At 73.4% G+C, this 14,145-nt stretch carries 10 protein-coding genes; 4 read left to right on the top strand and 6 right to left on the bottom strand.

The features are described from left to right. The first annotated feature begins 75 nt into the window (after window positions 1–75). The gene (locus ACWDLG_RS25580) at window positions 76–1,671 is read left to right on the top strand and encodes a bifunctional 3'-5' exonuclease/DNA polymerase (protein WP_449924199.1); all 1,596 of its coding nucleotides are present in this window, start codon (window positions 76–78) and stop codon (window positions 1,669–1,671) included. A gap of 3 nt (window positions 1,672–1,674) precedes the next feature. Here ACWDLG_RS25580 and ACWDLG_RS25575 read toward each other — a convergent pair whose 3' ends face one another. The 6 genes from ACWDLG_RS25575 to ACWDLG_RS25550 form a co-directional block, all read right to left on the bottom strand. Then, the gene (locus ACWDLG_RS25575) at window positions 1,675–2,922 is read right to left on the bottom strand and encodes an MFS transporter (protein ID WP_449924196.1); all 1,248 of its coding nucleotides are present in this window, start codon (window positions 2,920–2,922) and stop codon (window positions 1,675–1,677) included. 180 nt (window positions 2,923–3,102) lie between these two features. Then, window positions 3,103–3,918, bottom strand: a complete 816-nt coding sequence (locus ACWDLG_RS25570; RefSeq protein WP_449924193.1) for an MOSC domain-containing protein — start codon at window positions 3,916–3,918, stop codon at window positions 3,103–3,105. Window positions 3,919–4,139: 221 nt separating this feature from the next. After that, window positions 4,140–6,941: a protein kinase domain-containing protein gene (locus ACWDLG_RS25565; RefSeq protein WP_449924190.1), complete on the bottom strand. Its 2,802-nt coding sequence runs from the start codon at window positions 6,939–6,941 to the stop codon at window positions 4,140–4,142. Window positions 6,942–7,094: 153 nt separating this feature from the next. Continuing rightward, window positions 7,095–8,474 (bottom strand): DUF1116 domain-containing protein, encoded by a 1,380-nt coding sequence (locus ACWDLG_RS25560; RefSeq protein WP_449924187.1) that lies wholly within the window; start codon window positions 8,472–8,474, stop codon window positions 7,095–7,097. Continuing rightward, entirely contained in the window at window positions 8,471–9,823 is a 1,353-nt protein-coding gene (locus ACWDLG_RS25555; RefSeq protein WP_449924184.1) for an FdrA family protein, read from the bottom strand. The genes ACWDLG_RS25560 and ACWDLG_RS25555 overlap by 4 nt, the downstream gene beginning before the upstream one ends. Further along, the gene (locus tag ACWDLG_RS25550; protein WP_449924182.1) at window positions 9,820–10,683 is read right to left on the bottom strand and encodes a DUF2877 domain-containing protein; all 864 of its coding nucleotides are present in this window, start codon (window positions 10,681–10,683) and stop codon (window positions 9,820–9,822) included. Before ACWDLG_RS25550 ends, ACWDLG_RS25555 begins: the two co-directional genes overlap by 4 nt. A gap of 110 nt (window positions 10,684–10,793) precedes the next feature. On the opposite strand from ACWDLG_RS25550, the gene ACWDLG_RS25545 reads away from it, so the two are divergent. The 3 genes from ACWDLG_RS25545 (at window position 10,794) to ACWDLG_RS25535 (ending at window position 14,036) form a co-directional block, all read left to right on the top strand. Beyond that, window positions 10,794–12,425 (top strand): PucR family transcriptional regulator, encoded by a 1,632-nt coding sequence (locus ACWDLG_RS25545; protein WP_449924179.1) that lies wholly within the window; start codon window positions 10,794–10,796, stop codon window positions 12,423–12,425. Window positions 12,426–12,434: 9 nt separating this feature from the next. Continuing rightward, window positions 12,435–12,644, top strand: coding sequence for an RNA-binding S4 domain-containing protein (locus ACWDLG_RS25540; RefSeq protein ID WP_354904251.1), 210 nt, complete (start codon window positions 12,435–12,437; stop codon window positions 12,642–12,644). A gap of 81 nt (window positions 12,645–12,725) precedes the next feature. Beyond that, a complete protein-coding gene (locus ACWDLG_RS25535; protein ID WP_449924175.1) occupies window positions 12,726–14,036 on the top strand; it encodes a uracil-xanthine permease family protein in 1,311 nt (436 codons plus the stop codon). Window positions 14,037–14,145 lie beyond the last annotated feature (109 nt).

Raw genomic sequence — 14,145 nt, 5'->3', positions numbered from 1 at the left:
GCCTTGTGACCGAGACCTCGTGACCCCCCTGGGAGCCGCGGGAGAACTGTCGGTACGGCCTGGCAGGCTGGAGGCGTGTACGTCGCCCTGACCCCTGACTCCTCGGGCGGCGGGACGCTGCGCCCGATCGAGGGCCGGGCCCGCCGCGTCGCCGACCTCGCCGCCGCCGTCGGCGAGCTGGAGCCGCGCCGCCCCCGCTGGGTCTGGGCCGACGCGCGACAGGTCTACCCGGCGCTGCTGGCGGCGGGCGTGCGGGTGGCGCGCTGCCACGACCTGGCGCTGACCGAGGGGCTGCTGCTCGCCCACGAGGGCAGGTACGGCGAGCCGCGCTCGGCCGAGGCCGCCCACGCCAGGCTCCACGGGCTCCCGGTGCCCGACGACGGCGGCGGGCCCGCGGCCAGGCAGGACACCCTGTTCGAGCCGGAGCGGGCCGAGCTCGGCGCCGACGCGCTGGCCGAGGTGCTGCACGACCAGCTGGCCAGGATCGAGGCGCTGCCCGACCCCGGCCGCTTCCGGCTGCTGGTCGCCGCCGAGTCGGCAGGGGCGCTGGTCGCCGCCGAGCTCGGCCACGACGGCATGCCGTGGCGCAGAGACGTGCACGACGACCTGCTCACCGATCTGCTCGGCCCGCGGCCCGTCCACGGCATGCGGCCCGCCAAGCTGCAGGCGCTGGCCGACCAGGTGTCGGCCGCCTTCGGCCACCCCGTCAACCCCGACTCCGTGCAGCAGCTGGTCAAGGCGTTCAAGACGGCGGGCGTGGCGGTCAAGACCACCAGGTCGGGGGAGCTCAAGAAGATCGAGCATCCCGCCGTCGCGCCGCTGCTGGCCTACAAGGAGCTGGCCAGGCTCCACAGCTTCCACGGCTGGGCGTGGGCCGACCAGTGGGTGCGCGACGGGCGTTTCAGGGCCGAGTACGTCGTGGGCGGCGTGGTCTCCGGCCGCTGGGCCACCAGCGGCGGAGGGGCGTTGCAGATCCCCAAGGTGATGCGCAGGGTCGTGCTGGCCGACGAGGGGTGGGCGCTGATCGTGGCCGACGCCGCCCAGCTGGAGCCGCGGGTGCTGGCCGCCATGGCGGGCGACAGGGGCCTGGCCACCGCCGCCGGCGAGATCGACCTCTACTCCGCGCTGGCCAAGGCCTTCGGCGGCGAGCGCGACCACGCCAAGATCGCGATGCTGTCCGCCATGTACGGCGGCACCAGCGGCGACGCGCCCAAGCTGCTGGCCGTGATGCGGGAGCGCTTCCCGCTCGCCTACCGGTTCGTGGAGGACGCGGCCAAGGCGGGGGAGGAGGGCAAGCTCGTCAGGTCGTGGCTGGGCCGTACCAGCCCGCCGCCGTCCCAGCGCTGGAAGCAACTCGTCTCGGGGCCCGACGGGGCGCGGGCGGCCCGCGACCGGGGGCGCTTCACCCGCAACTTCGTCGTCCAGGCCACGGCGGCCGAGTGGGCGCTGGCCCTGCTGGCGGTGCTGCGCGGGCTGCTGCCGGAGCCGGCCAGGCTGGTGTTCTTCCAGCACGACGAGGTGATGGTGCACTGCCCGCTCGACCAGGCCGAGCAGGTGAGCGCCGCCGTGGCCGCGGCCGCCGCCGAGGCGACACGGCTGCTGTTCGGGGCGACGCCGGTGCGCTTCCCGATGGAGACGGTGACCGTCTCCTGCTACGCCGACGCCAAGTGAGCGTCAGGCCGCGGGTGCCGCCTGACCCGGCCGTCCGCGCAGCACGAGCCAGCCGCCCGTGATCGTGACCATGACGCCGACGACCAGACCGAGCACGCCGTACGACAGCGCCCCCACGATCGCGCCCGCGACGATCGTGCCGGTCGCGCCGCAGACGTTCATCAGCAGGTCCGACAGGCCCTGCACGGCGGGACGGCGTTCGATCGCCACCGACTCCGACAGCATGGCCGAACCCGCCACCAGCCCGCACGACCAGCCCACCCCCAGCAGGACGAGCCCCACGGTGACCTGGCCGACGCCGTGCCGGCCCGCCGTACCGGCGAGTGCCGCCGCGGCCAGCAGCAGCGCCATGCCGAGCACCAGCACGGGCACCTTGCCCAGCCGGTCGGCGAGCCAGCCGACCACCGGCGACAGCATGAACATGCCCGCGATGTGCAGGCTGAGCACCAGCCCGATGACCTCCAGGTCGGCGCCCCCGTGGTCCAGGTGGACGGGCGTCATCGACATCACCGACACCATCGCGGTGTGGCTGACGGCGATCGCGAGCAGCGCCCTGCGCGCGGTGGGGGTGGCGCGCAGGGTGTCCCAGGCGTCCCTGATCGTCCTGGATCCCGCCATGGACGGTGTGTCGGTGCCGCTCAGCTGCCTGGCGAGCGTCAGCGGATCGGGGCGCAGGCCCACCACGACGATCAGCAACGCCACGGCGAAGGAGAGCGCGGCGACCGCGAACGGCCCTGCCGCGGGCACCAGCCCCAGGTCCCTGCCGATCGAGTCGGCCGGCCCGGCCAGGTTGGGACCGGCCACCGAGCCGATGGTCGCGGCCCACACCACCAGCGACAGGTGCCGGGCGGCGTGCCCCTGCGGTGAAAGGTCGGTGGCCGAGTAGCGGGCGGCGAGGTTGCCCGCGCTGCCGCCGCCGACCAGGACCAGCCCCGCGAGCAGCAGCGGCCACGAGCCGACGGTGATCGCCAGCACCGAGATCAGGCACCCGGTCAGTGCCGCCAGGTACGCGAGGCCGAGCCCGGCCCTGCGCCCGCCCTTGCCCGACACCTTCGCCGCCGGAAGCGCCAGCAGCGCCGCGCCGAGGACGGTGGCCGTGCCGGCCAGTCCGCTGACCGCCTCGGAGCCCGACAGCCGGAAGACGACGAGCGAGCTGAGCGCCAGCCCGACGGCCACGCCGACGCCTCCGGTGATCTGGGCGGCGGAGAGCACGGCGAGGGTACGGCGCTGCACGCCCTGTACTGACGACACTGACGGTTTTGTCGGGCTGGTGGTCACCGGTGAAGTGTCGCATAACCTCCAACATCATCCCAAAGCGGACGCCCTGGCGGGGCGGGGGGCCGGGACGCCCGGCCGCGGGCGGGGCGGGAGGTGGTCGGCCGCGGGTCGGCCGGGAGGTGACCGGGCAGTCCGGAGGCGGTCGGGAGGCGATCAGGAGGCGGTCACGGGGTCGCCGGCGCGGATCGTGCCGGGACCGTCGGGGATGAGGTTGACCGCGAACAGCAGCTTCCTGTCGATCTTGCGATGCTTGCCGAGCGTGCGCAGCGGCTCCTTGCCCTTCTCCAGGGTGTCGGGGTCGATCGTGGTCAGGACGCACCTGGCGCACGGCTTGGTCACGCGGAAGTCCACCTCGCCGATACGCACCCGCTTCCAGCCGTCCTCGACGAACGGCGCCTCAGCACCCGAGACGACCACGTTCGGCCGGAACCTGGTCATGGGCAACGGCGCGGGCGGCTCCTCGCCGCGTTCGACGGCCCCTTCGGCGATCCAGTCGTTCAGCTGGTCGAGGGAGGCGATCGAGGCCAGCAGCAACGGGTAGCCGTCGGCGAGCGAGACCCGGTCCTCGGGCGTGCCGTACTCGGGGTTCACCGGACGGCGGGTCGGATCGTCCAGCCACATGAGTCGCACGGGCCTGTCCACCAGCGCCGACAGCCACGCGGCCGCGTCGTCGCCGCAGTCGGTGAGCTTGACGCGGGTGCGCCACACCTGCGTGTCGCTCAGCTCGGCGGTGGGGGTCACCAGCAGCGGCGGGCGGTGGGGGCCGGTGAGCGTGAGGCGGCCGCCGGACAGTTCGGCCCTGCACGCCAGCAGCCTGGGCTCCTCCCTGGCGGTCAGCATCCCTCCGTCGGGGGTGGCGACCATGTAGCGGCGGTCGTCCTTCAGACCCCATGGCTCCACCTCGGCCTCGGTGACATCGTGGCCTCGGGTGGACTTGACCGGATAGAAATGGATGCTCGCCAGCTTCATGGCGTGACGGTAGCGCACCCGCGGACGCGCCACGGTGCCCGCCCCTCCCGCTGCGCGGGTCGGGCAGCAGCAGGGGAGGCCCCGCTGTCTCCGGGCCCGGGAGCACGGGGCGCCGCCTGCCGGGACAGCGGCTCGGGGCCTGCTCACTCCGGGCCCCGCTGTCTTCGGGCCTGGGAACGCGGGGCGTCTGCCGGGACAGCAGCCCCCGGGGTGGGGGCGGGTCAGGAGGTGGGGCGGAAGGTGTCGAGGAAGATCCTGCGGGTCTGGGCCTGGTCGTCCCACTGCAGCTGCGGCATGGTGAAGGTGATCTTGAAGGCGTCCCTGTCGTCCAGGGTGACGTAGCGGGTCAGCGCCTGCATCGGCACCCCGTTGCCCTGCGTGTACTGGTACTCCCAGTCGGCCGCCTTCCACGAGCGGTACTTCACCTGCTGCAGCTGGACCTGGATGTATCCGTCGACCCCGCCGTCGGCCTCCTCGCCGGTCAGCTCGGCCAGGCCGCCGTCCTCCTGTGGCGAGACCTGCTCGACGGCGATCTTCATGCCCGAGTCCTTGGGGCCGGTGAAGATCGCCTCCCCGCCCGACGCGGACAGCTTCCACGCCTCGGGTACGGCCGCGGTGAAGCCTTCGGGGGTGTGCTCCTTGAACCCGTCGGGTACGGCCACCGCCGCCATCGGCTGCTTGACCGGCTCGGAGGCGGCCGGGGTGGCATTGGCGACGTCCGGCTCGGACGGGGAGCCGCCCGAGGTGAGGAAGAAGACCGTGGCCGCGGCGACGCCGAGGGTGGCGACGACGGTGAGGATCAGGCGCGGGGTGGGACGCCCACCGCGCATCCACCCGCCGCCGTCGGTGCTCCTCCTGCGGCCGGTGGCCGGGCGGTCGCGGCGGTCGCGGCGGTCGCGGGCGCCGGGGCGGGGCTTCTCGTCCTGGGACAGCGGCCACGGGGCCTGGGCGGCCGAGTCGGGGCGCAGGCCGTCGGTCAGCGGCAGGATCGGCGGCGGCTCCGCACCACCGCTCGCCGCAGCGGCCGACGCCGGAAACCCGCCCGACCCCGAGTGCGGAAACCCCGCCGACCCCGAGTTCGGAGCCCCGCCCGACCCGGAGACCGCGAACCCGCCCGATTCTGAGGTGGGGAACCCGCCTGATCCTGGGGTGGGGAACCCGCCTGATCCTGGGGTGGGGAAGCCGCCTGATCCTGGGGTGGGGAAGCCGCCTGATCCTGGGGTGGGGAAGCCGCCTGATCCTGGGGTGGGGAAGCCGCCCGATTCTGAGGTGGGAAGCCCACCTGATCCTGGGGTGGGGAAGCCGCCCGATTCTGAGGTGGGGAAGCCGCCTGATCCTGAGATGGGAAACCCACCTGAACCTGAGGTGGGGAAGCCGCCGGACGCCGATGCCTGATGCGCGCCCGAGCCCGGGGTGGGCGACGTGCCGGACCCCGACGGGGGCGGGGTGGGGTAGGGATCGGAGGAACCGCGCGGCACCTCATGGCCGCGGGGGTCCGACGAGCTCCGCGGCGCGTCGTACCCTCGCGATCCCGGCGCGCCGCCCAGGGAGTCGTACCGGTGCGGTCCTGAGGCACCTCCCAGGGAGTCGTACCTGTCCGACCCCGAGGGCCCGCCCAATGAGCTGTACTCGTGCGATCCTGCAGGTCCGCCCAACGCGTCGTAGCCGGGCGACCCCGCAGATCCGCCCAACGCGTCGTAGCCGGGTGACTCCGCAGGTCCGCCGAGCGCGTCGTACCCGGGTGACCCCGCAGGGTGGCTCAGCGCGTCGTACCGGTGGGGGCCTGACGCGCCGCCCTGCGTGTCGAACCGGTGCGGTCCCGAGGGGCCGCCCAGGGAGTCGTGGCCGCCCGGCGAGTCGTACGGTCCCTGACCGCCCGCCGCGTCGAAACCGCCCATCGAATCGAAACCGCTCGTCGAGTCGTAACCGCTCATCGAGTCAAAACCACTCTTCACATCGGAACCACTGCTCGAACCGCCCGGCGGGCCGTCCACCGCCGGGTCGTAGGGAACCCGCACCGGCCCCGAGGGCGTCTCGACGATCCGCGAGGGCAACGGCCCCGACGGAGGGTCGAGCGGCGGCAGCAGGTGCGCGGGAGTCGAGTCCGACGGCGTCGGGATGGGCCCCGCCGATCGCGCGGCCCCGCCGCCGTGGCTGGCCAGGATCCGTTCGAGCAGGCCGGCGACCTGGGCCGCGTTCATCCGCTCGGCGGGGTTCTTGCGCAGCAGCCCCTCGATGACCGGCAGCATGGCCCCGGCCCGCTGCGGCTTGACCGGCTCGTGCGTCAGCACCGCGCCGAGCACGGCGATAGCGTCGGGCCCCTCGTACGGCGGCCGCCCCTCCACGGCCGCGTAGAGGGTGGCGCCGAAGGACCACAGGTCGGCCGCCTGCGTGATGGGCTGTCCCGACAGCCGTTCCGGCGGGACGTAGGCGGGCGAGCCCATGAGCAGGCCGGTCTGCGTGATGGACACGTCGCCTTCGATGGCCGCGATGCCGAAGTCGGTCAGCACGACCCGGTCGGCGGTGAGCAGGACGTTGCCGGGTTTGACGTCGCGGTGCAGGATCCCGGCCGCGTGCGCGTGCCGGAGCGCGTCGAGCACCCTGATGCCGATCTCGGCGGCCTGGACGACGGGCAGCGGGCCGCTCCGCCGTACGGCCTGCTCCAGCGACCACGCGCGGACCAGTTCCATCACGATCCACGGCCGGCCGTCCTCCTCGACCACGTCGTGGACGGTCACGATCCCGGGGTGGCCGAGCCGCGCGGCCGAGCGGGCCTCGCGCATCATGCGCCGGTGCGCCACCTGCTTGCCGGCCTGGTCGAGCCCGTAGGGAAGGATCAGCTCCTTCACCGCGACGGGCCGGTCGAGCAGCACGTCGTGCGCGTGCCACACCATGCCCATGCCGCCTCTGCCCACGGGTGACAGCAGCTTGTACCTGCGACCGATGAGACGACCCCGGCTCTCGGCGCCCCCCAGCGCACCAGGTCCCTCGGCAGGGACCTTTCCGAGCAAGCGGTCAGACATCTCCCGCCCCCTACCTATTTCCCCTACGCCGAATTGCGAGGTTCGCCACCATATCGGCATGCGATTAGTAAACGGAAGCCGACACGCGATCAACGTAATCGAACGGCCGGCAATGGGCGGGTGACCAGCGAGAATACGGAAACTGCTAATTGATCACTTATCGAATGCGAGTGCGTTGAGCGCGGCAATGAAGGCTTCGGCGGGCGGGCTCACCAGCCCCGCGCCGACCTGTCCCGTTCCCGCGACCTTGCCGGCGATACCGGTGTTGACGACGGGCAGCAGCCCGGTCCTGGCCACCAGGACCACGTCGATGCCGACGGGCGTGCCGCGGAAGCCGAGCCCGGGGATCTGGTAGGCGGGATGCTCGGCGAGCGTGATCTCGTACATCGAGCGGGTGGCCGTGATCGCGTCGCCCACCTCGCCGCCGACGAACCTGACGATGGCGGGCGCCGCGGCCATGGCGAAGCCGCCCAGGCCCGAGGTCTCGGTGATCGTCGAGTCGCCGATGTCGGGGTTGGCGTCGTCGGGACCGTACGCGCCGAGGTAGAGGCCGTCGGGGACGCCCGCGGGCCCGGTGAACCAGCGGTCGCCCAGCCCGGAGACCTGCACGCCGAAGTCGGTGCCGTTGCGGGCCATGGCCACCACCAGCGACGAGCCGGGCACGCCGCGGGCGGCGTCGGTGCTGACCTTGCCGGCGGCCATGGCCGGGTTGAGGAAGAAGTGGTCGTTGCCGGCGGCGAAGCGCAGCACCTCGGCGGCGCGCGCGGGGGCCGCCTCGACCAGCGCGGGCGCCAGCTCGCGCAGGAACAGCGAGGTGGCGGCGCGGTTGCGGTTGTGCAGCTCGTCGCCCATCTGCAGCGCCTGCGCGATCATCGCGCGCAGGTCGACGGGGCCGCTGATCCGCAGCGCGTCGCGCAGGGCGGGGCCGAGCACCTCGCCCATCCAGCGCAGCCGGTCGAGCACCTCGGGGCCGTAGGCGCCGTAGCGGAGCACCTTGCCCAGGCCCTCGTTGAGGGAGCAGTAGGCGGTGCCGCCGTGCTCGGCGTCACGCACCTCGAACAGCCACATCGACGGGCTGACCACGCCCGCCATCGGGCCGACCGTGCGGTGGTGGTGGCAGGAGTCGAGGGTGACCTCGCCGGCCGCGAGGCTGCGCTCGGCCTCCTCGACCGTGGCGGCCAGGCCCTCCAGGAGCATCGCGCCGATCAGCGCGCCGCGCAGCGGGCCCGAGGCGCGCTCCCAGGTGATGGGCGGCCCCGCGTGCAGGAAGGTCCCGCGGGGCAGGCCCAGCGCGTCGGCGGCCGGCCGTACGTCGACCAGCTGGGGGCGGGCGCTCAGCAGGCGGGCGACGGCCGCCTCGTTGGCGGCGGCCCTGCGCGGGTCGGCCAGCACCCTGGCCAGCGCGTCGGCGGTGCCGGGCAGCGGCGGCCGCCAGTCGACGGCGGTCCTGGGCACGGCCTGGGCGTCCAGCGCCTGGCCGAGCAGGTCGGCGCCGACGGTGACGACGTGCGGATCGACGGGCAGCAGGCTCACGTGTCGCTCCCTGCGGCGTGCCGGGCGGCGTGGGCGTTGGAGGTGAAGACCGACGCGCCCGCCTCGTGCAGCGCCGCGGCCTGGCGGAGCAGCCCCTGCGGGTCGTTCTCGGTGCCGACCAGGGCGACCACCACCTGGACGCCCCTGCCCACCGCGGCCTCGATCGCCGGGGCGAGCCGCAGCGCCGGGTCGGGGTCGGCGCCGTGGCCGAGCACCACGTCCATCAGCGCCACCTCACCGGGTCGCACCTTGGCGAGGGCTTCCAGCCTGAGCGTCGGGTCGATCATCGGGTGCGCCCTGCCCCGCGTGAAGACGTCGTCGCCGTAGTCGACGAAGCCGCCGGGCGTGATCAGCGACGCCTCGGTGCACAGCGTGCCGCCGGAGTACAGGCCCCTCACCGGGCCGCGCGCGACCGGTCTGCTCCAGGACGGCCAGGCGGGCGGCGTGCGGCCGAGCGCCTCCAGCGCGCTCTCCGCGGCCGAGGTGAGGTCGCCGCCCGAGGTGCCCAGCAGCGCCTGGACGACGGGCGTGCGCAGCTTCTCCACGACCTCCTGGACGGCCCGCGCCACCTCGGGCGCGGGCGGCTTGGAGATGAGCACGATCAGCTCGGTGGCCGGATCGTCGTCCAGCCGGCGCAGCGCCCGCATCGCCGACAACCCGCCCACCTGGGCCGACAGGTCCCGGCTGCCCACCCCGAGCACGTGGCTGACGCCCACGCCCGCCAGATCGAGCAGCGAGGTCACCTGCTGGGCCCCGGTGCCGGAGGCGGCCACGACGCCGACGGGCCCGGGGCGCAGCACGTTGGCGAATCCGAGCCCCGCCCCGCCGATCACCGCGGTGCCGCAGTCGGGACCCATGACCAGCCCGCCGCGCTCCTCGGCCAGCCGCTTGAGCAGCACCTCCTGCTCCGCCGGCACGTTGTCGCTGAAGATCATCACCGGCACGCCGGCCTCGACGGCGTCGAGCGCCTCGGCGAAGGCGTGCTCGCCCGGCACCGAGACCAGCACGAGGTCGGCCGCGCCTGCCCTGATCGCCGAGCGGGTCGTGCGCGGCGGGACGTCGGAGGCGTGGGCGGGCAAGCGGCCCGACAGCTCCGTCAGCAGGCGGTCGAGCTCGCCTGACGCGGCCGCCACGTCCTGGGCCCTGATCGCCACCAGCAGCTCGGCCGCGGCCGGCGCGGCGGCGGGAACCTCGAAGCCCAGCTCCCTGGCCAGGTCGAGGTTGAGGGGGGTGGCCATCGCGATGACGGCCACGTCCACGCCCGGCATGGCCGACAGCGACTGGCTGACCCGCATCAGGCTCACCGAGTCGTGGTAGACGCCGGCGACCAGTTTCACCAGGGTGTTCATGGGGCCGCTCCGAGGGCCAGCACCGCGTCCAGACCGATGCGCACGCCCTGGGCCAGATCTGCGCCCGAGGTGTGGCCCAGGCGCAGCAGCCGCCTCAGCGCGGGCTCGAGCGGCTGCAGGCCGGCGATGCCGCGCAGGACGCCCGTCACCTCGGGGCTGGCCTCGCCTCTGGCGGCGCAGTGCAGGAGGGTCGCCGAGATCGGCGTGGTACGGGTGCCGGCGTCGAAGGTGACGGCGGCGGCCAGCCAGTCGGCCAGCCACACCGCCCGCCCGACCCGCGCGGCCGCGCCCAGGTGGCGCAGCGCCACCAGCAGGCCGGCCAGCACGTCGTCGCCGCTCGGCGTGAGGCCGGGGCCGAGCCCCACCAGCTGCTCGGCCGCGGTGACCGCGCGCACCAGCGACGCCTGCGCGCAGCCGGCCGCCAGCTGGGAGATGGCGGCGTTGCCCTCCAGCCCGGGTCTTCTGGCCGTCTGCGGCGACATCGCGGGTACGGCCCCGGCCAGCCGTGCGAGCTCCACGGGCGGCAGCGGAGGCGCCGGATCCCACCAGCGCCGCGCCTTCACCCGGTAGCGGCCGACCTCGATGACCCCGTCGCCCACGACCGCCTCGTCGCCCACGCTCACCCGGGGCAGCTCGCCGGCCAGCACCACCGCGTTCGGCAGCCTGGTCGCCTCGCCGGTCACCATCGCGATCACCGAGGGCTCCAGCTGGGTCCGCACCTCCAGGTACACCCCCACCGGCACCGTCGCCAGCACGCGGGCGGGCATCCTGGCCGACTCCAGCACAGGGCGCACGGCCGCGCTGGCCGCCCCGGTGAGGTGGATGCGCGGCTGGACCCGTCTCTGCGTGCCGAGCGTCATGGACCCGACGGTAGAGCGGCCCCCCACACCTCCGTACGGAGAAATGTGCCAACACTCCATCAAAAGGTTGGCTCTTCCTGACACACAGGGTCATCGGTAACAATCGCCTCATGGAGCCACCTGTCCGCCTGGCCAGCACCGGAACGATCATCCACGGCGTTTCGGTGGGCGAGGTGCTGGGCGTCTCCACGCTGGCGAAGGCCAGACTGATCGCGGGGAAGGCGGGCCTCGACCGGATCGTCCAGCGGCTCAACGTGATGGAGGTCCCCGACGTCCTGGCCTGGGTCAAGCCGCACGAGTTGCTGCTCACCACCGGCTACCCGCTGCGCAACACCCCCCAGTCGCTCGACCGCCTGGTCGCCGACCTCGACGAGCGCGGCCTGGCCGCGCTGGCCATCAAGCTCGGCCGCTACCTGGACGAGCTGCCCGACGAGATGGTCGCCCAGGCCGACAGGCTCGGCTTCCCGCTGATCCTGCTGCCCGACGACGTCGGTTTCGACGACATCCTCAACCAGGTGCTCACCGACATCCTCAACCGGCAGGCGGCCGTGCTCGTCCGCGCGGAGGAGGCGCACCGGGCGCTGGTGCAGGTGGTGCTGGCCGGCGGCGGCCTCGGCGAGGTCACCGCCGAGGTCGCGGGGCTGCTGGACGTGGCCGTGGTCGCCGTCGACTGCGCGGGCAGGCTGCTGGCCGCCGCGGGGCCGCCCGAGCACGTGGCCGCCCTGCGCCGGCTGTCCGACCCCGCGGGCCGTACCGGGGACGATCCGGCGGGCCGTGCCAGGGGCGCCGATCCCACGGGCCGTAGCGGCCACTACGCCTCCGTCCCTGTCGTAGCGGGTGGCCACCACCACGGCAGGATCCTCGCCCACAGCCCCGCGGGCGTGATCCGCGACAGCGACATCGGCATCCTGGAACGTGCCGCCACCGTCGCCGCGCTCGTCATCACCCGGCAGGACGCGGTCAACGCGGTCGAGAGCAAGTACCGCGCCGACTTCCTGCGCGACGTCCTGACCGGCAGGGCGGGCTCGGCCGAGCGGATCGCCAACCGGTCGCGGGCCTTCGGCTGGGACCTCGAACGCCCCGTGACCGTCCTGGTCGCCGAGCTCGACCCGGAAGGCGACGAGCGCACCGCGCAGGACCGCCTGGTCACCTCGTGGACCTCCGCCATGCGCCGGCACGACCCGAACGGCGCGGTCGCCGGCTTCTCCCACGAGGTGGTCGCCGTCGTCGACGCCGCCGTGGACAGCGCGCGGGTGGCCAGGGACGCGGCCACGTCCTTCGCCGACGCCATCTCCGCCGGGACCTTCTCCACCGGCACCAGCCGTACCTGCCCAGGCGCCGACAGCCTGCCCGAGGCCTACGGCCAGGCGCTGAAGGCGGCCAGGGTCGGCCGCCAGCTGCACGGCCCCGGCGCGATCGCGCACTTCGACCAGCTCGGCGTCTACCGGCTGCTGTCGCTGGTCAACGACACCGCCGAGCTGCACGCCTTCGTGCGCGAGACGCTCGGAGCGCTGGCCACCGACGACGACAGCGACAACGCCGACCTGCGCAGGACGCTGCAGGTGCTGCTGGAGACGAACCTGAACGTCGCCGAGACGGCCAGGCGGCTGCACTTCCACTACAACACGCTGCGCTACCGCATCGGCAAGCTCGAACGGCTCCTCGGCAACTTCACCGAGGACCCCCACCTGCGCCTCAACCTGACCCTGGCCCTGCACGTGCTGCGCATGCGGGGCATCTAGGCTGGGTGCGTGGATCTGGACTTCGAGCTCAACTCCGACTACATCCCGCTGTGCGACCTGCTGAAGTACTGCGGCGTCACCGAGACCGGCGGGATGGCCAAGCACCTGATCGCCGAGGGCATGGTGCTGGTCGACGGGGAGGTGGAGCTCCGCAAGACCTGCAAGATCAGGCCCGGTCAGGTGGTCAGCGGCGAGGGGTTCAGCATCCACGTCGCCTGATGACCGCCCGGCTTCCCACTGCCTCTAAGGTTCTCTCCGACATCACGTAGGAGACGTAACCGCAGGTTGGGAAGTGGTCCGATGGCATTGGGATGGAAGCTGCACGGCGAGGGGAAGGCGCCGGCGGCCGGTGAGGTGGTCAGGCCGGGCGAGCGTCTGACGTGGCCGCGCATGGTGGGGTTCGGCGCGCAGCACGTGATCGCGATGTTCGGCGCGACGTTCGTCTTCCCGCTGGTCATGGGCCTGGACGCGAACCTCGCCGTCATGATGTCGGGGGTCGCGACGATCCTCTTCCTGCTGATCGTGAAGGGGAGGATCCCGAGCTACGTCGGCTCGAGCGCGTCGTTCGTCGGCGCGGTGGTGGCCATCAGGGCCGCGGGCGGCGGCGACGGCACCGTGACCGGCGCGCTGCTGGCGGTCGGCGTGGTGCTCGGGCTGGCGGGCCTGGCGATCCACCTGCTGGGCGTGCGGATCATCAACAGGGTCTTCCCCCCGGTCGTCACCGGCGGGGTGGTCATGCTGATCGGGTTCGGCATGGCCTACGTGGCGGCCGACGTCTACTGGCCGCAGGACCCGTGGGTGGCCCTCATCACGATGATCGCCACGTTCGTGTTCGTCGGCGTCCTGCGCGGCTTCCTCGGCCGGATCGGCGTGCTGCTCGGGCTGGTCTTCGGGTTCGTCCTGTCCTGGGTGTGGGACCGCGTGGGCGGGCCGATCACCTCGCCAGGCGGCGACGGGAAGGTCACCGAGCACTTCAGGGTGAGCTTCGACCAGGTCGCCGCGGCCGACTGGATCGGGCTGCCGACGCTGCACGGCCCCGTGTTCGAGGTGTCGGCGATCGTGCTGGTGCTGCCGGTGGTCATCGCGCTGATCGCCGAGAACGTCGGCCACGTCAAGGCGGTCGGCGAGATGACCGGCACCGACGTCGACCCCTACCTGGGGCGGGCGGTCATGGCCGACGGCGTCGGCACGGTGGTCTCGACCGCGGTCGGCGGCCCGGCCACCACCACCTACGCGGAGAACATCGGCGTCATGGCGGCGACCAGGGTCTACTCCACGGCCGCCTACTACGTCGCGGCGGTGATCGCGATCCTGTTCGGGCTGTGCCCGAAGTTCGGCGCGCTGGTCGCCGCCACGCCCGGCGGCGTGCTCGGCGGCGTGACGACCATCCTGTACGGCATGATCGGCCTGCTCGGCGCCAAGATCTGGATCGAGAACAAGGTCGACCTCGACGACCCGGTCAACCTGGTGCCGGTCGGCGCCGGCGTCATCTGCGCGATCGGGCCCGTGGCCTTCCCCGTGACCGGCACCTTCGCCCTCAGCGGCATCGCCCTCGGCACCGTCGTCGTGCTGGTCGGCTACCACGCGCTGCGCGCCGTCAACAGGAACTGACCGCCCTGGTCGGGGGTGGGGGTCTGTGCCGCGGGGTACGGCGTGCGGTAGCGGTCGGTCACCGGCGGCGCATGACCCGGCTTGCCGTACGAGATCCGGAACGTTGGCA

The sequence above is a fragment of the Nonomuraea sp. NPDC003727 genome, assembly GCF_053586935.1.
This window is presented reverse-complemented; position numbering and strand designations above follow the sequence as displayed.

Excerpts from the sequence above, each read along its gene's own strand:
- ACWDLG_RS25555 (WP_449924184.1), bottom strand. The coding sequence starts at position 9,823 with ATGAACACCCTGGTGAAACTGGTCGCCGGCGTCTACCACGACTCGGTG.
- ACWDLG_RS25570 (WP_449924193.1), bottom strand. The coding sequence starts at position 3,918 with ATGAAGCTGGCGAGCATCCATTTCTATCCGGTCAAGTCCACCCGAGGC.
- ACWDLG_RS25550 (WP_449924182.1), bottom strand. The coding sequence starts at position 10,683 with ATGACGCTCGGCACGCAGAGACGGGTCCAGCCGCGCATCCACCTCACC.
- ACWDLG_RS25535 (WP_449924175.1), top strand. The coding sequence starts at position 12,726 with ATGGCATTGGGATGGAAGCTGCACGGCGAGGGGAAGGCGCCGGCGGCC.
- ACWDLG_RS25545 (WP_449924179.1), top strand. The coding sequence starts at position 10,794 with ATGGAGCCACCTGTCCGCCTGGCCAGCACCGGAACGATCATCCACGGC.
- ACWDLG_RS25565 (WP_449924190.1), bottom strand. The coding sequence starts at position 6,941 with ATGTCTGACCGCTTGCTCGGAAAGGTCCCTGCCGAGGGACCTGGTGCG.